Raw genomic sequence first — 18,842 nt, 5'->3', positions numbered from 1 at the left:
ATTGGGCGGTCTACAACCCTGGCATTGGGTAATCGTCATCGCAGTATTCGTCCTGCTCTTCGGTGCCAAGAAGCTCCCGGACGCGGCGCGATCGCTCGGCAAGTCGATGCGGATCTTCAAGTCCGAGATCAAGGAGATGCAGTCCGACTCCAAGCCGGACACTCCGTCATCGGAGGCCGGCCGGCCTGTTGCGTCGCCGACCCCGATCGCCTCGGAACGCGCCGACTCGAGCGCCGCCCCGGCCCCGGAGAACGCGCCGCCGGACCAGCGACCGGCCTGACCGACGCAGACCCACCGCACGCGGCGTAACGCCGCGTCATAGGCATCGCCGTGCAGACCCCCGGAATCTTCAAGAAGCTCGACCCTCGCCGGCGCCGTTCGCAGGTCAACCCCGACGGCACCATGTCGCTTGTCGAGCATCTCCACGAACTGCGGACACGCCTGCTGCTCTCCGTCGCCGCGATTGTGCTGACGACGATCCTCGGGTTCCTGTGGTACAGCCACGGCGCCTTCGGACTGCCCAGTCTGGGCGACTGGCTGCGCGGCCCCTACTGTGCGCTGCCCGCCTCCGACCGCGCGACGATCGCACCCGACGGGGCGTGCCGCCTGCTCGCCACCGCGCCATTCGACCAGTTCATGCTGCGCCTCAAGGTCTCGCTGACCGCGGGGATCGTGATGGCCTGTCCCGTCTGGCTGTATCACCTATGGGCGTTCATCACCCCTGGCCTGTACAAGAAGGAACGGCGCTTCGCCGTCGCGTTCGTCGCCATCGGCGCCATCCTGTTCATCGCGGGAGCGGTGCTGGCCTACGTGGTGCTGTCCACCGCCCTCGGTTTCCTGCTGACCGTCGGCAACGACGTCCAGGTGACGGCGCTGTCCGGCGACCAGTACTTCGGATTCCTGATCAACCTGCTGCTCGTGTTCGGCTTCAGCTTCGAATTCCCGCTGCTGATCGTGATGCTGAACTTCGTCGGGGTGCTGCCGTACGCGAAGCTCAAGACCTGGCGACGCGGCCTCATCTTCGCCCTGTTCGTGTTCGCGGCGTTCTTCACGCCGGGCTCGGATCCCTTCTCGATGCTGGCACTGGCCTTGGCCTTGACAGTGCTGCTGGAGTTCGCGATCCAGATCGCCCGCCTCCACGACAGGCGCAAAGCCCGTCGCGAGGCCCTCGACGAGGTTCCCGACGAACAGGCGGCGCCGATCGGCGGTGTCGAGCAGATCGACGCGCCCACCGCCGTGCCGACGGCCTCGCGGCTCGTGGTCGATGACGACGCCACCTGACGGGCCCCTGCTGGCGGGCTTCACCGAAGGGCTGGCATTCAGTCTCGACCCCTTCCAGCGGACCGCGTGCGAGGCGCTGGAGAACGGCCATGGCGTGCTGGTCTGCGCGCCGACGGGTGCAGGCAAGACCGTGGTGGGCGAGTTCGCCGTCCACCTGGCGCTGGCAGCGGGCCGGAAGTGCTTCTACACCACCCCCATCAAGGCGCTGAGCAACCAGAAGCACAACGACCTGGCCCGCCGATACGGCCCCGAGAAGATCGGTCTGCTGACCGGCGATCAGTCGATCAACGGCGACGCAGACATCGTTGTCATGACGACCGAAGTGCTGCGAAACATGCTGTATGCGAATTCGCCTGCGCTACAAGGCCTCTCTCACGTCGTCATGGACGAGGTCCACTTCCTGGCAGATCGGATGCGCGGTGCGGTCTGGGAGGAGGTGATCCTCCACCTGCCCGACGACGTCCTGCTGGTGAGTCTGTCGGCGACAGTGAGCAACGCCGAAGAGTTCGGCGGCTGGATCCAGACGGTGCGCGGCGACACCACGGTGGTTGTCGACGAACACCGACCCGTCCCGCTGTGGCAGCACGTCATGGTCGGCAAGCGGGTGTTCGACCTGTTCGACTATCGCGCGACGGGCGCGAAACATGCTTCGCGGCGGCCTGGGCGCGAGTTGCTGGTCGATCCGGAGTTGTTGCGGCACATCTCACATCGGCTTGAAGCCGACCGGCTCGCCGACTGGCAGCCGCGCGGCCGGGGTCGTAATCGTGACCGCCCGAGCATCTACCGGGGCCCGAGCCGGCCCGACGTGATCGGCACCCTGGAGCGGGAGAACCTGCTGCCCGCGATCACGTTCATCTTCTCGCGGGCCGGCTGCGACGCCGCCGTCAAGCAGTGCCTGCGCTCGTCGCTGCGGCTCACGACGAACGAAGAGCGCGCCCGCATTGCCGAGGTGATCGACCGCCGGTGCGCTGACCTGCCCGAAGCCGACCTGATCATCCTCGACTACCACGAATGGCGCGAGGGGCTGCTGCGCGGCCTCGCGGCCCACCACGCCGGCATGCTGCCGGTGTTCCGTCACACCGTGGAAGAGTTGTTCGTCGCAGGGCTGGTGAAGGCTGTCTTCGCCACGGAGACACTGGCTTTGGGAATCAACATGCCAGCGCGGACAGTGGTGCTCGAACGCCTGGTGAAGTTCAACGGCGAACAGCACATGCCGTTGACGCCGGGGGAGTACACGCAATTGACCGGCCGCGCCGGACGCCGGGGCATCGACGTGGAGGGCCACGCGGTCGTGCTGTGGACTCCCGATGTCGATCCCGCCGAGGTCGCCGGTCTCGCGTCCACCCGTACCTTCCCGCTGCGCAGTTCCTTCGCGCCGTCGTACAACATGACCATCAACCTCGTGCACCAGATGGGTCCCGCGCAGGCGCACAAGCTGCTGGAGAGTTCGTTTGCGCAGTACCAGGCGGACCGGTCGGTCGTGGGTTTGGTGCGCGGCATCGAACGTGGCGAAAAGATGCTCGAGGAGATCGCGGCCGAACTCGCCGACGGCGAGCCGATAAAGGGTCGAGAGCTTCCGATTCTGAACTATGTGCGGCTGCGGCTGCAGATCTCCGAACGCGAGCGGGCACAGTCCAGGGCGTCACGGCTGCAACGGCGCAAAGCTGCCAACGACGCACTCGAGTCGCTGCGCCGCGGTGACATCATCACCATCACCCAGGGCAGGCGAGGCGGCCTGGCCGTGGTTTTGGAACCCGCCCGCGACAGCGAAGATCCACGACCGCTCGTGCTGACCGAACACCGCTGGGCCGGACGGATCTCCTCCGCGGACTACTCAGGGGCATCGGCGCCGCTGGGGTCCATGACGCTGCCGAAGCGGGTGGAACACCGTAACCCCCGAGCCCGACGCGACCTCGCGTCGGCGTTGCGCTCGGCCGCCGCCGGACTCGACGCTCCCTCGGGCAAGCGCAAGCGCAGCGGCGAGCCCGCCGAACGCGACGTCGATCCCGAATTGGCGTCGCTGCGTGAGCAGGTTCGTCGCCATCCCGCACATCAACTGGCCGATCGAGAGGAAAAGGCGCGGCTTGCCGAGCGGTATCTGCGCGTCGAGCGGGACAACGAACAGATCCGGCAGAAGGTCGCGGCGGCGACGAATTCACTGGCGCGTACGTTCGACAAGATCGTGACGCTGCTGACCGAGCGGGGCTTCATCGAGGCCGGCGCGGGTGCGGCCGATCCGAAGGTCACCGACGACGGCCGGCTGCTGGCCAGGATCTACAGCGAGAGCGATCTACTGGTCGCCGAATCCCTGCGCAGCGGCATCTGGGAGGGCCTGGATGCCGCGGAGTTGGCGGCTGTGCTGTCGGCGGTGCTCTACGAGTCGCGCGGTGACACGCCGACCGCACCGGGTGGCGCCGATGTCGCGACCGGCAAGATGCGGCGCGCGCTGAATCAGACCCGCCGGCTGTGGACCGAACTGCGCGCCGACGAACAGCGCCACCGGATCAGTCACAGCCGCGAACCTGACGAAGGGTTCGTCGCCGCCATTCATCGCTGGGCCTCGACCGGCGACCTCACCAGAGCACTGGCGGCATCGGACGCCGGCGGCACCGGGTCCCCGCTGTCGGCGGGGGATTTCGTACGCTGGTGCCGCCAAGTTCTGGACCTACTCGATCAGGTGCGCAACGCAGCGCCCGACCCAGCGCTGCGGGCGACCGCGAAACGCGCGATCAACGACGTTCGGCGCGGCGTCGTAGCTGTTGATGCGGGGTAGGGTGTGGCAAGCACAGCACCGGGTGATCAAGGAGTGAGATGAGCGGACCGCAGGGATCTGACCCGACGCAGCACTGGACCGGCGGCCAGCAGCCGGACCAGCCCGCGGAGCAGCCGGCGAGCGATCCGACCAACCAGTGGCAGCAGCAGCCCGCGGCCAGCGAGCCGACCACGGCCGCGCCGCAGTGGCAGCCGCCGGCGTATGACCCGTCGCAACAACAGCCGCAACCGGCGTATGACCCGTCGCAACAGCAGCAGTACGGCCAGTACCCGCAGCAGCCGGCATACCAGCCGCCGCAGGAGTACCAGCAGCCCACCGAGTACGGCCAGCAGGCCTACCCGCAGCAGGGTCAGTACGGCCAGCAGCCCGGCTATGACCCGTCCAGCCAGTACGCGACGCAGTACGGCCAGCCCGGCCAGTACGGCCAGCAACCGACGCAGTACGGCCAGCCCGCGCAGTACGGCCAGCAACCCGGTCAGTTCGGGCAGCCCGGGCAGTACGGAGCGCCCGGCACCGAGGAGGGGTCGAAGCGCTCACTGGCGGTCATCGGCGGTGTGATCGGCCTGCTCGCGGCGGCCATCGTGGCCGTGGTGCTCGTGTTGGGCTTCTGGAAGCCCGGGTTCTTCGTCACCACCAAGCTCGATATCGATGCAGCGCAGACCGGCGTACAGCGGGTACTGACCGATGAGGCCAATGGCTACGGCGCCAAGAACGTATCCAACGTCAAGTGCAACGACGGCCAGAACCCGACGGTCGAGAAGGGTGGCACCTTCGACTGCGAGGTCAGCATCGACGGCACCAAGCGTCAGGTGACGGTGACCTTCCAGGACGACAGCGGCACCTACGAGGTCGGCCGCCCCAAGTAACTAGCGGTTCGGCAGGCCGTCCAAAGCTTTCTGCAGCCGGGCGATCGACGACGTGACGCCATACTGCTCGGCGAGTTCGGCGACCTTGCGCGGATGTTCGGCGGCCAGCGGCAGCGCGTCCGACGCCGTGGACCAGTCGAGTTCGGCGTCGGGAGCCAGGTTGCTCGCAACCTTCACCACGGGCCCCGCCTTCTCGATGTAGTCGGCAGCCGCCAGCAGTTTCGTCCGATACGCCTTGGGCATCTTGAATTTCGGATCGTGTGCGGCGGCCAGGATGTTCTCCAGCGAGCCGTGCTGCGCCAGTAGCGTCGCGGCCGTCTTGTCCCCGACACCCGGCACACCGGGCAGGCCGTCGGACGGATCACCGCGCAGCAATGCGAGTTCGGCGTAGGCGGCGCCGGCCCGGTGCACCGGCACCCCGTAGGTGTCGGCCACTTCGTCGGGCCCCCATTTGGTCGCCTTCGCCAGGCCACGGCCCAGGTATAGCACCCGGACCGGCACCGGCTCGTCGCGGACGAGCTGCAAGAGGTCCCGGTCGCCGCTGACGACGACCACAGGGTCGCGTCGCTCGTGGATGGTCAACGCGCCCAGGATGTCGTCGGCCTCGCATTCCGGTGCGCCCGCGGTCGCGATGCCGAACGCGTCCAGCATCTGCATGATCATGTCCACCTGCGGCGTCAGGTCGTCGGGCACCTCCTCGACGTCAGGCTCGTCGCCGGGGTTCTCCTCCACCACGCGGTGCGCCTTGTACGACGGGATCAGGTCGACCCGCCACTGGGGTCGCCAGTCGTCGTCGCGGCACACCACGAGGCGACTCGGGCGTTCACGGGTGATGACCGTCGCGACGGCGTCCAGGAAGCCGCGCAGCGCATTGACCGGACGCCCGTCGGGCGCCGTGATCGACGAGGGCACACCGAAGTACGAGCGAAACCACATGCTGGCGCCGTCCAGCAAGACCAGGGGAGCGGACACGGTTTAAGACAGTAGCGTGGGTTACGGCCTTCGCCCTCGACGGCAACCTGATCGAGGTCGCCAGCTATCGAGTCGATTAGCCTGAAACTCATGCCCGCCAGTAGCACTGCGCGATTCGACACCGAGGTATACGCACAACGCCTGCGGGCGGCCGCCGCCGCGGCAGCCGAGGCGGGCCTGGCCGGCCTGGTCATCACGCCGGGCTACGATCTGCGATATCTGGTCGGCTCCCGTGCGCAGACCTTCGAACGCCTGACGGCGCTGGTGCTGCCCACGTCCGGCGAGGCCACCGTGGTGGTACCGCGGCTGGAGTTGGCGTCGCTGAGAGACTCGGCGATCACCGAATTGCCTGTGGCGGTAAGAGATTGGGTCGACGGCGACGATCCGTACGCGTTGGTGGCCGATGCGCTCGGCGGGGCGCCGGCGGAGTCGTCTGGACGGACCGCCGTCGCTGTCGCGGTCACGGACGCGATGCCGGCGTTGCACCTCCTTCCGCTGGCCGAGGTGCTCGGGGTGGTGCCCGTGCTGGCCACCGACGTGCTGCGCCGGTTGCGAATGATCAAGGATCCCGCCGAGATCGACGCACTGCGCAAGGCGGGGGCGGCGATCGACCGGGTGCACGCTCGCGTCCCTGAGTTCCTGGTGCCCGGCCGCACCGAGGCCGACGTGGCGGTCGATATCGCGGAAGCGATTGTCGCCGAGGGGCATTCGGAGGTCGCATTCATCATCGTCGGCTCCGGGCCGCATGGTGCCGACCCGCACCACGAATGCTCTGACCGTGAACTGCGGGCAGGCGACATCGTCGTCGTGGACATCGGCGGCCCGTACGAGCCCGGCTACAACTCCGACTCCACCCGGACGTACAGCATCGGTGAGCCCCATCCCGAGGTCGCCCGGCGCTACGCCGTTCTCCAGCGCGCCCAGCAGGCCGCGGTGGACGCCGTGCGGCCCGGCGTCACCGCAGAGCAGGTCGACGCCACCGCCCGCGACCTGCTGGCCGCCGAAGGACTGGCCGACGCGTTCGTCCACCGCACCGGCCACGGCATCGGGTTGTCGGTACACGAGGAGCCCTACATCGTCGCGGGCAACGATCTGCCCCTCGAGGAGGGCATGGCGTTCTCCGTCGAGCCAGGCGTCTATTTCCCTGGCCAGTGGGGTGCGCGGATCGAGGACATCGTGATCGTCACGGCTGACGGCGCCCTCTCGGTCAACAACCGCCCCCACGACCTGGTCGTGGTTCCCGCGGGCCCGGCCGCCTCCGGCTAGTCCGGAGCACGATCGAGCAGGTCCGAGGACCCCAGCACACGCTCGACTCGGACCTCGATCACCACGCGCTTGGGGTTGGGCCGTGGCGTGCGGTAGCGCTGCGCGTACCGCAATTCGGCATCACGCACGGCGTCCGCGTCAGGGTTGACCGTCGCCTTGCCTTCCAGGGACAGCCACCGCGCGCCGTCGACCTGGCTCAGGACCGCGACACCCTGCTTCTCGGCGTTGACCGCCTTTTGGGAGCCGCCCGAGGTGATCACCCGGGCGATGTGCGTCTTGGGATCGAAGGTGAAGCCCACGGCCACCACGTGCGGCGAATTGTCCGACCGGAGCGTAGCCAGCATGGCCAAGTGGCGTTCGGAGAGGAACGCGATCGCGTCGTTGGTGAGTCGGGTTGTCGCCCGACGACTTGACTGGGCCATCAGGGCCCAACTTAGCGCAGGCCATAATCGCAACCGTGGATGACACGGCCGATACCGACTTCGTCGTGATCTTCGGCGGACGCAGCGAGATCGGATTGGAGGTGGCGAAGCGGTTGGCGCCCGGCTCGACCGTGCTGCTGGCGGCGCGCCGCTGCGGCGATCTCGATCACCAGGTTGCGGCCGTGCGGGCCGCCGGCGCCGCCGCGGTGGCGGTGCGTGAATTCGATGCCGACGCGCTGGAAACGCACCGCCCGCTCGTCGACTCCATCGTCGCCGACTTCGGTCCGATCGACACCGCGGTGCTCGCCTTCGGGATTCTCGGCGACCAGGCCCGCGCCGAGCGGGACCCCGCGCATGCGGCGGCGATCCTGCACACCGACTTCGTGGCACAGGCCAGCCTCTTGACAGTGCTGACCGCGACGATGTCAGCCGTGGGTGCTGGCCGCATCGTGGCGTTCTCGTCGATCGCGGGCGCCCGCGTGCGGCGGGCCAACTACGTCTACGGTTCGGCCAAAGCGGGACTCGAAGGCTTCTGCAGCGGGCTGGCCGACGCGCTGCACGGATCCGGGGTGCGGCTACTGGTGGTGCGGCCAGGGTTCGTGATCGGACGGATGACCGAGGGCATGAAGCCCGCGCCACTGTCGAGCACCCCGCAGCAGGTGGCGGACGCGGTAGTGCGGGCACTGCGCAAGGGCCGCGGCGCGGTATGGGTTCCCGGGGCGATCGCAGTACTGGCGTTCGCCTTCCGAATGACGCCGCGGTTCGTGTGGCGAAGGATGCCCAGATGATCATCGTCGTCGGAATCGGCGCCGACGGCATGTCCGGGCTGGCGCAGGCGTCGCGGGCCGAATTGGCCCGGGCCACAGCCGTTCACGGGTCACGACGTCAGCTGGATCTGCTCGACGACAGTGTCACCGCTGTGCGCCGGGCGTGGCCGGCACCGATGTTGCCGGCGCTGCGCACGATCCTCGACGGGGCCACCGGCGATGTGCACGTGGTGGCGAGCGGCGACCCGCTGCTGCACGGCGTGGGCAGCTCGCTGATCCGGTTGCACGGCGCCGACAATGTCGTCGTGCTGCCGCACGTCTCGTCGGTGACGCTGGCGTGTTCGCGGGTCGGGTGGGCGGTGCAGGACACCGAGATCATCAGCCTCGTCACCAGCGAGCCACACACCGCGGTGCGGCGCGGCGGGCAGGCCGTCGTGCTGTCCCGGGACGCCACCAGCCCGGCGGCGTTGGCAAGCTTGCTCACCGACACCGGGCGCGGCGACTCGGAGCTCACGGTGCTCGAGCAGCTCGGCGGGCCTGCGGAGCGCCGCCGCTCGGCCACCGCCCGCGAGTGGGCGACCCGCCCGCCGGGCGATGTCGACGATCTCAACGTGATCGCCGTGCGGTACCTGCCCGATGAGCGACGGTTCGCGATCATGCCGGACGAGGTATACGCCAACGACGGTCAGATCACCAAGCAGCCGGTGCGCGCGTTGACCCTGGCCGCGCTCGCACCGAGGCCGGGCGAACTGCTGTGGGACGTCGGGGCCGGGTCGGGAAGCATCGCGATCGAGTGGTGCCGCAGCGGACCCGGTTGCCATGCGGTCGCATTCGAACGCGACGAAGAGCGACGCAAGCGCATCACCGAGAACGCGATTGCCTTCGGCGCCCGCGTCGAGGTTCAGTTCGACGCACCCGGAGCATTCGATTCCGTGCCGCCGCCCGCTGCGATCTTCATCGGCGGGGGTCTGACGCAGCCGGGCCTGCTCGAGGCTTGCTACGACCGGCTGACGGTGGGCGGACGCCTGGTCGTGAACACCGTGACCGTCGAGTCGGAAGCGGTTGTCGCTGCTTGGTATTCGCGATACGGCGGGGATCTTGTCCGATTCGAGTATCAACGGGGCGAGCCGCTGGGCGGGTTCACCGGGTGGCGGCCGGCGATGCCCATCACGCAGTGGTCGGTGACCAAACGATGACCGTGTACTTCATCGGGGCAGGCCCGGGCGCGGCTGATCTCATCACCGTGCGCGGCCAACGGCTGCTCAATCGCTGCCCCGTCTGCCTTTATGCCGGCTCGATCATGCCCGAAGACCTGCTCGCACTGTGCCCACCCGAGGCGAGGGTGATCGACACCGGCCACCTGGCATTGGACGCGATCATCGCCGAGATCGCCGACGCCGACGCCGCGGGCCATGATGTGGCCCGGCTGCATTCCGGCGATCCGTCGATCTACAGCGCGGTCGCTGAGCAGTGCCGCCGCCTCGACGCGCTTGGCATCGACTACGAAATCGTGCCCGGTGTACCGGCTTTCGCGGCGGCCGCCGCAGCACTCGGACGAGAGCTCACCGTGCCGGGAGTGGCGCAGACCGTCACGCTCACGCGGGTGGCGACACTGTCGACGGCGATGCCGCCGGGCGAGGATCTGGCGACGCTGTCGGCCACCGGCGGCACCCTGGTTCTCCACCTCGCCGCCGCACAGATCGATGCGATCGTTCCGCAGTTGCTGGCGGGCGGATACCGGGCCGAAACGCCGTGTGCCGTCGTGGCGTTCGCCAGTTGGCCCCAACAACAGATCGTCCGGTGCGCGCTCGCCGATCTCGCCGAGCAGATGCAGTCGGCCGAGATCACCCGGACCGCAGTGATCGTCGTCGGCGAGGTGCTCGCCGACGAGGGCTTCGCCGACAGTTATCTCTATTCCGCCGGTCGGGCCCGCGGGGAACGGCATTGATGCGGATCCTGTTGCTGGGCGGTACGTCTGAGGCCCGTGCGCTGGCGGCCCGGTTGCATCCTGATGTCGAGGTCATCAGTTCCTTGGCCGGCCGGGTGCCCGACCCGGCGCTGCCGGTGGGTGAGGTGCGAATCGGCGGGTTCGGCGGTGTCGGCGGTCTGCGGAACTGGTTGGGTGAACACGTTGTCGACGCGGTCGTCGACGCCACCCATCCGTTCGCGGCGACCATCACGGCCAATGCCGCGGCGGCCTGCGCGGAACTCGGGGTGCCGCATCTGCTCCTGGCCCGGCCCGCCTGGCCCCCCGGTGACGCCATCGTGGTGATGTCCGACGTGCAGGCCGCAGAAGCGGTTGCCGAACAAGGATTTTCGCGGGTCCTCCTGACGACGGGACGTACCGGCACAGCCGCATTCAAAGATTCCGATGCCTGGTTTCTGATCCGCGCGGTGACCGCGCCGGATGCCGAGAGCCTGCCGGCGCTCCATCAGATCCTGTTGTCACGCGGCCCCTACCGCTACGAGGGTGAGCTGGAGTTGTTGCGTGCACACCGCATCGACGCGTTGGTGACCAAGAACAGCGGCGGCGCGATGACCCGACCCAAGCTCGACGCCGCGGCCGCGCTGAGCATTCCCGTTGTCATGGTCGAGCGGCCGGCGCTGCCGCCGGACGTCCTCACGGTGAGCACGGTCGACGACGCGGTCGCGTGGGTCAGGACGACTGGTAGGAGTTGATCAGTTCGAGCGTTTCCAGATCGCGGATGGCCTGACAGCCGCGGCTGAGCATGGCCAGCATCATGTCGTCGCCGCGGTCGGTGGTGGCCGCGAAGGCGGTACCGAGTGCGACGAGCAGCGGAACCTGTACGGCGCCGAGGCGGTAGTCGCGCCAACAGGTTTCGGCGTCGTAATCCGAGATTCCGTACCCGAGCAGCGCTTGGTGGTAGGCCTCGACGAGGCCGCGCTCGACGTCGGCGCGCAACCCCGGTTCCAGGCTCGTCCCGGTGAAGTAGGCGAGGTCGCGCCCCGGCAGTCCGATTCCGACGGTCTGCCAGTCGACGACGGTGATGCGGGTGCGGTCCGGGTCGAACAGCATGTTGTCGAGCCGGTAGTCGCCATGCATGAGCGCGAATCGTTTCGGCTCGGCCCTCAGCCACGCGGTGACGGAAGCCATTGAAGCGACCAGGGTTTCCTGATCCTCGGGGCTGATGCGCGCGCCGAGCCTGTCGAGCACGATGTCGGCGGCCATCTTCGAGATGTCGCCGAGTCCCTTGGCGGCGTCGTCGTCACCGGGTTTCGGCATGGCGATGGCGGCCAGATCCATCCACTCCGGATCACACCAGCTTGGGCCGTGCAGGCCGGCCAGCGCTTTCACCGCCAGCGTGGCCTCCTGTACAGAGCACCCGGCGATCTGATCGCCCTGCACCGCAGGCGCCATGTCGCCGAGCAGCAACACGACATCGGCGCCGTCGGAGGAGATGTCGCAGTAGAAACTCTGGGGTACCGGGATTCGCATCCGGTCGGCGATCCGCGAGTAGAACTCGACCTCCGACCGGTATCCGAGCGCCACGCGTTCGCGGACCGCGTCGTCTTGCGCGGACAGCTTGACCGCAAACGAGTTCGGCAGGCCCGCCCGCGGAGTGGCATACGTCGCCGAAACCCGATACGTCGCACCTGTCTGGCCGGTACCGATCGCGGTGACGTCGACGTCGCTCACGTCCGCGTCGAGCACCGACCCCAGCCATGCCGCCGTTACATCTTCGGGTCCGTGTGGAATGCCCATGGTCGTCAGATCCTAGGTGGGGTAGCGCCGGGGCGTGAAGACGGTGTCCCCGGCGTCGCTCAGGTACCACTGCGTCTGTGACGAACCGACGATCAGCAGGGTGCGCATGTCGACGTCGGCCGGATCGAGATCGGCCAGCCGCACGACCCGCACCTCTTCGGCGGGACCCGAGACGTCGCGGCCGATCACCACGGGCGTTCCCGGATCGCGGTGTTCGAGCAACACGTCGCGCATTGCCCCGACCTGCCAGGTTCTGCTCTTGGATGCGGGATTGTAGATGGCCAGCACCAGGTCGGCCGTCGCGGCGGCGGTCAGTCGCGCCGCGATCACCTCCCACGGCTTGAGCCGGTCGGACAGCGAGATGACGGCGTAGTCGTGGCCCAGCGGCGCCCCGACCCGGCTCGCGACAGCCTGCGCCGCGGTCATCGCGGGGATGACCCGCACCTCCACTCCGGGCCATTCCTTGGCCTCCTCGAGCACCGCGGTCGCCATCGCGAACACTCCAGGGTCCCCGGAGGACACCACCGCGACGGCGCGGCCCTGTTCGGCCAGCGTGCATGCCAAGCGGGCCCGGGCAGGTTCATCGGTGTTGTCGCTGGGGTGGCGGCGCTGACCGTCGCGAGTGCCGACGCGGTCCAGGTATGGGCCGTACCCGATGAGGTCGGTGGCCAACGCGAGCTCCCGTCGGCTCTGCGGGGTCATCCACTCGATATCACCCGGCCCGAGTCCGACCACCGCGACGCTGCCGCGCTGCGTCTCGGGCCGGGGGGTGCCCGGCAGCATCGCCAGCGAGAAGTAAGGCACTGATGTCTCGTCGACGTCCGCGGCGGCCAGCACTCGTTGCGCCGGTGTGCTCGCGCGCTCGACGTAGAAGGTCTCATCGAGGCGACCAGCCGACGAAAGCGCTTCGCGCACTGCCGGATACGAACGGCCGAGCTTGAGGACGACCGCCGCGTCGGTGTCGGCCAGCCTGCGTTTGAGTTCGTCGACCGGAAGGGTCCCCGGCAGGATCGTCAGCACCTCCTCGCCCTGGACCAGGGGAGTGCCGGTCGCCGCCGACGCGGCGCTCACCGACGTGACGCCGGGGACAATCACCGCGTCGAACCGCTCGGTCAGCCGGGTGTGCATGTGCATATAGGAGCTGTAGAACAGCGGATCGCCCTCCGCGAGCAGGGCGACGTCGCGGCCCGCCTCGAGATGTACCGCGATCCGGTCGGCGGACTCGCGGTAGAAGTCCTCCATTGCTCCGGCATAGCCGCCGGGATGTTCCGTGGTCTCGGTGGTCACCGGGTACACCAGGTGCTCTTCGATCTGGCCGGCACGTAGGTAAGGCTCGGCGATGCCGCGCGCGATGCTCTTCCCGTGCCGGGCGCTGTGGTAGGCGACGACGTCGGCCGCACGGATGACCCGCGCCGCCTTGACCGTCACCAGCTCAGGGTCGCCGGGACCGAGCCCGACGCCCCAGAGGGTTCCTCGATGACCTGTCATTCGCGTTCTTGCGCAATCGAATTCACGGCGGCCGCGGCCATCGCGCTGCCGCCGCGGCGGCCCTTGACCACCAGATACGACATCCCACGCGGCCGCTCGATCAACTCCTGTTTGGACTGTGCGGAGCCGACGAACCCGACCGGTCCGCCGAGCAGCGCGGCGGGCGTGGGAGCGCCGTCGTCGACGAGTTCGAGGAGGCGGAACAACGCGGTCGGCGCGTTGCCGATGGCGACCACCGCACCACCGAGCCGGTCGGCCCACAGGTCGACGCCCGCGGCGGACCGTGTGGTCCCGAGTCGCTCGGCCAGCTCGGGCGCCCGCTCGTCGGAGACAAGCGAGACGACCTCGTTACCGGCCGGCAGCCGAGATTTCGTGATGCCGGCGGCCACCATCGACGAATCGCACAGCACCGGGGCTCCGGCGACGAGTGCGGCGTGGGTCTTCGCGACGACGCGGTCGCTGTAGGCGACGTGATCGGCGACGTCGACTTGCCCGCAGGTGTGGATCAGCCGGACCACGACGCGTGCGACGTCATCGGGAAACCGCGACAGGTCCGCTTCGTCGCGGATGGTCGCGAACGACTGCCGGTAGATTTCGGCGGCGTCGCGGATGTAGTCGAGCACCCGATCACCCTACGGGTGAGTGTCTCGCGGTCGGTATCCGTCTCCGGTCGCGACCAGCACGTCACCTATCGCAGGGCTGCCGCAGGCGCGGTCGCATCCGACGAAGTGCCGATGACCGGCGGCGCGCTCAGACGCGGCCACGGCAGCGGCCGCGTCGGCCCGGACGTCGGCAGCGGAGCGCTCACAGCCCGGGCTTCCGGTGCAGGCACTGACCGACAACCACGGTGAGTTCTCGTCGAACACCAGACCCATGGGCGCCAGTACCCGCAGCGCAACGTCGGCGACATCTTCGGTGAGGTCGAAGACGAGCACCGAACGCCAGGGCGTGATTACCATCGGCGCGTTGATGGCCGCAAGGTACTCGGCGACGCGCGCGTTGAGGACGCCCAGCGGAACAGCGGCGCCCAGCGCGACGCGGCCGTCGTTCTGCTCGATCCAGCCGACCGGTGGCCGACTCACCCGGGACCACGTCGCACCGGGTTCGGCGGTCAACGCAAATCCCGTCAGCAGTTGCTCTGTGTCGTCGAGCTCGCTTATGCGCCAGTGCGTTCCGCGACTGACGGCGAACCGGTCCGCCACGGCCACGAGCGTCGGGACCGCGTCGCCGGCCGGTACCCGGACGCCGGTATCGCGGCCGGCCAGCAGCAGCGCCGCCGAATCGCCGGTGATCTGGACCCCGGCGTCAGCCCCCAGTCCGCTCACGTCGCCTCGTCCGTCGTCGATGCCGAACAGGAACCTGCCGGGCAGCCCGGCCAGCGTCGGCTGCCCCTGGATCGCACGGTCCAGCGCGCCGACCATGGCGCGGATATCCGCATCCGCGCCGACGCGCCCGGACAGCGGTGAGGCGACGATGTTGCGCACCCGCTCGTGCGTCTCCGAGGGCAGCAGACCCGACGCCGCCAACACCTCGGTGACAGCGGCGGTGTCGCTGACGGCGCGGATCTGGACGTTGCCGCGCGAGGTCAGTTCCATTGCCGGGGAGGCCCACTGCGTCGCCGCGAGTGCCAGGGATTCGAGCTGCGCAGCGGTGATCATCCCGCCCGGAAGCCGCACCCTGGCCAAGGCCCCGTCCGCGGCCTGGTGAACCTGCAACGCCCCCGGGCAGGCATCCTGGTCGCGGGTTCTGGCCATCAGTTCACGGTACGCCCGAGTGCCGGCGGATCGACCATCCATTGGGGTAGTCGCCTACGCATGTGCGACCCGCACGACGCTCGTAATTTTTCCTGGTAGGAGCCCGGGCAGCGCGGGCGCACACGGTGGGAGAGAGCCATGATCGATTTGACGACCATTCGTCCGACCTTCCGTCGAACGCCCGTCGCGATCCCGGCCCCCTCGGCCGAGGGAACGACGCTGATCACTGAACAGCAGGTGCTGTTCGCCACAGCGGCGGCGGTGACGCTGCCCAGCGTGCGACCGAGCCGGTGGTCGGTGGCGATGAAGTCGCTGTCTCAGGCGATGAGCGGGCTGGTCCCCGACTCCCGACCACCTGCGCAGCGTTACCGGGCGAGGCGGCTCGCCTATCTGGAGGACGGGCTGATGTCGCGGGAGATGGGCCGGCTGTAGAAGCGCTCGCCGGCCGCACCGGGCGGCCGCCCGGGAAGGTTTCGTCCCCGCCGTCCAACGCGCGATTTCGGAAATATCTGCGCTCGTCGGGCGTACCGTCCGTGCAGCGGGAGGGGTTGATCATGTCGACACCACGAGCCCTCAGGGTTGCGATAATCGGCGCGGGCATGTCCGGCATCTGCATGGGGGTCAAGCTGCAGGACGCCGGCATCGACGACTTCGTGATCTACGAGTCCGCCGAGGACGTCGGCGGAACCTGGCGCGACAACACCTATCCCGGGTTGAGTTGCGATGTACCGTCGCGTTTCTACTCGTACTCTTTCCGGCCCAATCCCGATTGGTCGCGATTCATGTCGCCGGGTCCGGAGATTCACCGCTACTTCCGACAGGTCGCCGACGAGCGTGGCATCACCGGTCATATCAGGTTCGGCACGGAAGTGGCCGCCGCGCGATACCGCGACGGCCGGTGGACGGTCTGTACTCCCACCGGCGAGGAGCAGTTCGACGTCGTCGTGACAGCGACCGGTGTGCTGCGCATACCGCGGTATCCGGATATTCCCGGACTGGACAGCTTCGCAGGCGAGACGTTCCATTCGGCGCGATGGAATCATTCGGTTTCACTGTCCAACAAGAGAATTGGATTGATCGGCACGGGATCAACGGGTGTACAGATCACCGCCGAACTCGGCGGCAAGGTGCGAGGCCTCACGATCTTCCAGCGCACGCCCCAATGGGTCCTTCCGATGCCGAACCCGCGCTACGCGCGGCGCACCAGCGCGGCGATGCGCCGCTGGCCGGCCCTGAACCGAGCGAGCTACCGGTTCTGGCAGTACTTCTTTGAGAACGGCTTGGCCCCTGCGGTCGTCGCACCGGGTTGGCAGCGTCGCTTCGTGTCCGCGCTGTGCCGTTGGAATCTGCGCTTTTCGGTGCGCGACCCCCAGATGCGCCGGCGACTGACGCCCGACCACCAGGCGATGTGCAAGCGGCTGGCGATGTCCTCGCACTACTACCGGGCGATCCAGAAGCCAGGTGTCGAGCTGGTCACCGCGGCCATCGATCACGTCGAGGCCGGCGGAGTCGTGACCACGGACGGCGTGTTACACGAACTCGATGTGCTCGTGCTCGCCACGGGTTTCGACGCCCACGCATACGTTCATCCGATCGAAGTCGTCGGAGAGAACGGACTCACGCTCGAGGAGGCGTGGGCAGACGGACCGCAGGCTTATCGGTCGGTCGCGGTGCCTGGCTTTCCGAACCTGTTCATGCTGATCGGACCGCATTCGCCGATCGGGAACCAGTCGCTGGTGATCATCGCGGAAAGCCAGGCCGATTATGCGATGTGGTGGATCGATCAGATCCGGTCCGGGTGCGTTGCAACAGCAGCGCCGACCGAGGTTGCCACCAAGGATTACAACGAGCAGATGAAAGCCGTTATGCCGCAGACGGTTTGGGTGACTGGCTGCAAGAGCTGGTATCTCGGGAAGGACGGTCTGCCGGAGCTCTTCCCGTGGCGGCCGATGCGTCACCGCGAACTGTTGGCTTCGCCCGAGCTCAGCGATTTCGATGTCCGAACCGCCTGAATGTGACGGCCGCCATACCGGCCGGTCTAGTGATCCGTGCCACACAACCTCCCCTATTTGTCCGACTTGAGCAGTACGTTCCAGGTAACTGCACGCGTGTGCAGTAAGCGATGTCAGGAAGGAACGACGATGTTCGAGTTCATCGTTTTCGGCGCTCTGATGCTCGTGCTGGTGGGCGCTCTCGGGCTGCTCCCGTACTCAGAGAGCACCTACGACCGCTGGAACCGCCGCTAAGCCTGCCCGGGCCGGTAGGTCCCGAAGCACCACACGTTGCCGTGTGGGTCGCGTGCGGCGAATTCCCTTGAGCCGTAGTCCTGGTCGGTGAGCCCCATGACGATCTCGGCACCCCCGGCAACCGCGCGGTCGTGTAGCACGTCGGGGTCATCCACCACGACGTAGAGCACGACAGGGCCCGGCAGCGCGAATGGGCTGTCGGTGCGGTCCGCGTCGTCGATCATCACCAGGCCGTTGCCTACCTTCAGCTCCGCATGCTTGAGCGGTTCGTCGGATTCGGGCGGAACCACGAGGGTTGCGACGGCGCCGAACGTCCGTTCGAGCCAAGCGATCCCGGCGCGCGGGTCGCGGAAGGGGACAATCGGCACGGCGCCGTTGGTGGTCAGGGTTTCAGTCATGACGCCGACGCTAGGCCGACGCCGTCGCCTCGTCTTGGACGAAATTTACGCTGAGCGCCCGCAGCTCGGTCGGCGTGATGTCGGCAAATTCCCGAACCTCGCGCGCCAGGTGGGCCTGATCGAAGTACCCGCACTCGAGCGCGACACCGGCCCAATCGACCGCCGGCTCGGAGGTTACGAGGGCCGCGAGCCGCTCGAATCGCACGATCCTCGCGACGAGCTTCGGCGGCAGCCCGACCGAGTCACGGTAGCGGGCGATCAATCGCCTGTGACTCCAGCCCAACTCCGCGGCCAGGTCTGAGATCGTGGCGGCACCGTAGCTCTCCGTGATACGGCTCAGCGACCACGCCACTCCCGCGTCGACGGGTTCGGTGTCGGCCAGGCGGGCCCGGATGACCGCATCGATCAATGCGAATCGTGTCGGCCAGTCCGGGGCGTCGCCGACGCGCTGCACGAGTTCTCGCCCGAACCGGCCGAAGACATCGTCGATGGGCACGGTCCGGTTGGCCAACTCGCTCATCGGCATCGCGATCAGCCGGCGGGCGCCCAGCGGCGTCAGGTCGATCTGCAGACAGCGCGCATACCCGCCGTGGCCCACCAGCACCGGTCCGTCGGTGATGCCCGCGACGAACGAATCGAGCCGAAGCGGTGCGGTACGTGCATGCTCCCGGTGAGCGACGGTCCAGCCCTCGTCGAGGTCGATGATGATCGGCACGAACGTGCACGGCAGCTCGCGGAACGTGGCGGGACTGCCCCCGCGTTCCGCGAAGCCCTCGTAGCGCAACACGACGCCGCGCAGCGACGGATGAGGTGCGCCTGCCGCCGACATCGCGCTCACCCCGCCCACGGTAGTCGGCGCCTGCTCGACCGCGTGGGGTACTAATG

The 18,842-nt window shown here is 68.2% G+C and carries 19 protein-coding genes; 11 read left to right on the top strand and 8 right to left on the bottom strand.

The genetic code is table 11. From position 1 onward, the window contains the following. Position 1: 1 nt before the first annotated feature. From tatA to G6N36_RS05090, 4 genes are read left to right on the top strand one after another with little or no spacing between them, the layout of a single operon-like run. A complete protein-coding gene (gene tatA / locus G6N36_RS05105; RefSeq protein WP_163690437.1) occupies positions 2 to 280 on the top strand; it encodes a Sec-independent protein translocase subunit TatA in 279 nt (92 codons plus the stop codon). 50 nt (positions 281 to 330) lie between these two features. Continuing rightward, the gene (gene tatC / locus G6N36_RS05100; RefSeq protein ID WP_163685506.1) at positions 331 to 1,281 is read left to right on the top strand and encodes a twin-arginine translocase subunit TatC; all 951 of its coding nucleotides are present in this window, start codon (positions 331 to 333) and stop codon (positions 1,279 to 1,281) included. Then, complete coding sequence (locus G6N36_RS05095) at positions 1,265 to 4,054, top strand: DEAD/DEAH box helicase (protein ID WP_163685503.1); 2,790 nt, start codon at positions 1,265 to 1,267, stop codon at positions 4,052 to 4,054. Before tatC ends, G6N36_RS05095 begins: the two co-directional genes overlap by 17 nt. Before the next feature lie 38 nt (positions 4,055 to 4,092). After that, on the top strand, positions 4,093 to 4,920 hold the full coding sequence (locus G6N36_RS05090; protein ID WP_163685501.1) for a DUF4333 domain-containing protein: 828 nt from the start codon (positions 4,093 to 4,095) through the stop codon (positions 4,918 to 4,920). Here the strand turns inward: G6N36_RS05090 and G6N36_RS05085 are convergent, their stop codons facing one another. Next, positions 4,921 to 5,892, bottom strand: coding sequence for a 5'-3' exonuclease (locus G6N36_RS05085; RefSeq protein WP_163685499.1), 972 nt, complete (start codon positions 5,890 to 5,892; stop codon positions 4,921 to 4,923). Positions 5,893 to 5,982: 90 nt separating this feature from the next. Here G6N36_RS05085 and G6N36_RS05080 point away from each other — a divergent pair, with 90 nt between their 5' ends. Continuing rightward, positions 5,983 to 7,158 carry a M24 family metallopeptidase gene (locus G6N36_RS05080; RefSeq protein ID WP_163685497.1) on the top strand — a complete coding sequence of 392 codons (1,176 nt, stop codon included), beginning with the start codon at positions 5,983 to 5,985 and terminating at the stop codon, positions 7,156 to 7,158. Here the strand turns inward: G6N36_RS05080 and G6N36_RS05075 are convergent. Then, the gene (locus G6N36_RS05075; protein WP_163685494.1) at positions 7,155 to 7,580 is read right to left on the bottom strand and encodes a F420-dependent biliverdin reductase; all 426 of its coding nucleotides are present in this window, start codon (positions 7,578 to 7,580) and stop codon (positions 7,155 to 7,157) included. The two genes, G6N36_RS05080 and G6N36_RS05075, sit on opposite strands and share 4 nt — an antisense overlap. A gap of 35 nt (positions 7,581 to 7,615) precedes the next feature. Here G6N36_RS05075 and G6N36_RS05070 point away from each other — a divergent pair, with 35 nt between their 5' ends. From G6N36_RS05070 to G6N36_RS05055, 4 genes are read left to right on the top strand one after another with little or no spacing between them, the layout of a single operon-like run. Next, positions 7,616 to 8,368, top strand: coding sequence for a decaprenylphospho-beta-D-erythro-pentofuranosid-2-ulose 2-reductase (locus G6N36_RS05070; RefSeq protein ID WP_163685492.1), 753 nt, complete (start codon positions 7,616 to 7,618; stop codon positions 8,366 to 8,368). After that, entirely contained in the window at positions 8,365 to 9,543 is a 1,179-nt protein-coding gene (gene cbiE, locus G6N36_RS05065; RefSeq protein WP_163685490.1) for a precorrin-6y C5,15-methyltransferase (decarboxylating) subunit CbiE, read from the top strand. Before G6N36_RS05070 ends, cbiE begins: the two co-directional genes overlap by 4 nt. Beyond that, positions 9,540 to 10,295 carry a precorrin-4 C(11)-methyltransferase gene (gene cobM / locus G6N36_RS05060; RefSeq protein ID WP_163685488.1) on the top strand — a complete coding sequence of 252 codons (756 nt, stop codon included), beginning with the start codon at positions 9,540 to 9,542 and terminating at the stop codon, positions 10,293 to 10,295. The genes cbiE and cobM overlap by 4 nt, the downstream gene beginning before the upstream one ends. Beyond that, positions 10,295 to 11,026 carry a cobalt-precorrin-6A reductase gene (locus G6N36_RS05055; protein WP_163685486.1) on the top strand — a complete coding sequence of 244 codons (732 nt, stop codon included), beginning with the start codon at positions 10,295 to 10,297 and terminating at the stop codon, positions 11,024 to 11,026. Before cobM ends, G6N36_RS05055 begins: the two co-directional genes overlap by 1 nt. Here G6N36_RS05055 and G6N36_RS05050 read toward each other — a convergent pair. Genes G6N36_RS05050 through cobG form a run of 4 tightly spaced genes read right to left on the bottom strand, consistent with a single transcriptional unit; the run spans position 11,004 to position 15,313 of the window. Further along, entirely contained in the window at positions 11,004 to 12,071 is a 1,068-nt protein-coding gene (locus G6N36_RS05050; RefSeq protein ID WP_163685484.1) for a phosphotransferase family protein, read from the bottom strand. The genes G6N36_RS05055 and G6N36_RS05050 overlap by 23 nt on opposite strands. Before the next feature lie 12 nt (positions 12,072 to 12,083). Next, the gene (locus G6N36_RS05045) at positions 12,084 to 13,559 is read right to left on the bottom strand and encodes a precorrin-2 C(20)-methyltransferase (RefSeq protein ID WP_163685482.1); all 1,476 of its coding nucleotides are present in this window, start codon (positions 13,557 to 13,559) and stop codon (positions 12,084 to 12,086) included. Further along, positions 13,556 to 14,182, bottom strand: a complete 627-nt coding sequence (locus tag G6N36_RS05040; protein ID WP_163685480.1) for a precorrin-8X methylmutase — start codon at positions 14,180 to 14,182, stop codon at positions 13,556 to 13,558. Before G6N36_RS05040 ends, G6N36_RS05045 begins: the two co-directional genes overlap by 4 nt. Positions 14,183 to 14,191: 9 nt before the next feature. Next, a complete protein-coding gene (gene cobG / locus G6N36_RS05035) occupies positions 14,192 to 15,313 on the bottom strand; it encodes a precorrin-3B synthase (protein WP_163685478.1) in 1,122 nt (373 codons plus the stop codon). A gap of 138 nt (positions 15,314 to 15,451) precedes the next feature. On the opposite strand from cobG, the gene G6N36_RS05030 reads away from it, so the two are divergent. Next, positions 15,452 to 15,745 carry a hypothetical protein gene (locus G6N36_RS05030; protein WP_163685476.1) on the top strand — a complete coding sequence of 98 codons (294 nt, stop codon included), beginning with the start codon at positions 15,452 to 15,454 and terminating at the stop codon, positions 15,743 to 15,745. 122 nt (positions 15,746 to 15,867) lie between these two features. Further along, positions 15,868 to 17,325, top strand: a complete 1,458-nt coding sequence (locus tag G6N36_RS05025; protein ID WP_163685474.1) for a flavin-containing monooxygenase — start codon at positions 15,868 to 15,870, stop codon at positions 17,323 to 17,325. 230 nt (positions 17,326 to 17,555) lie between these two features. Here G6N36_RS05025 and G6N36_RS05020 read toward each other — a convergent pair whose 3' ends face one another. Continuing rightward, entirely contained in the window at positions 17,556 to 17,957 is a 402-nt protein-coding gene (locus G6N36_RS05020) for a VOC family protein (protein WP_163685473.1), read from the bottom strand. A 10-nt stretch (positions 17,958 to 17,967) separates the two neighbouring features. Next, the gene (locus G6N36_RS05015) at positions 17,968 to 18,786 is read right to left on the bottom strand and encodes a helix-turn-helix domain-containing protein (protein WP_235690235.1); all 819 of its coding nucleotides are present in this window, start codon (positions 18,784 to 18,786) and stop codon (positions 17,968 to 17,970) included. Between the last annotated feature and the right edge of the window lie 56 nt (positions 18,787 to 18,842).

Origin of the sequence: Mycolicibacterium gadium (assembly GCF_010728925.1) — a bacterium.
Classification (GTDB): Bacteria; Actinomycetota; Actinomycetes; order Mycobacteriales; family Mycobacteriaceae; genus Mycobacterium; species Mycobacterium gadium.
This window is presented reverse-complemented; position numbering and strand designations above follow the sequence as displayed.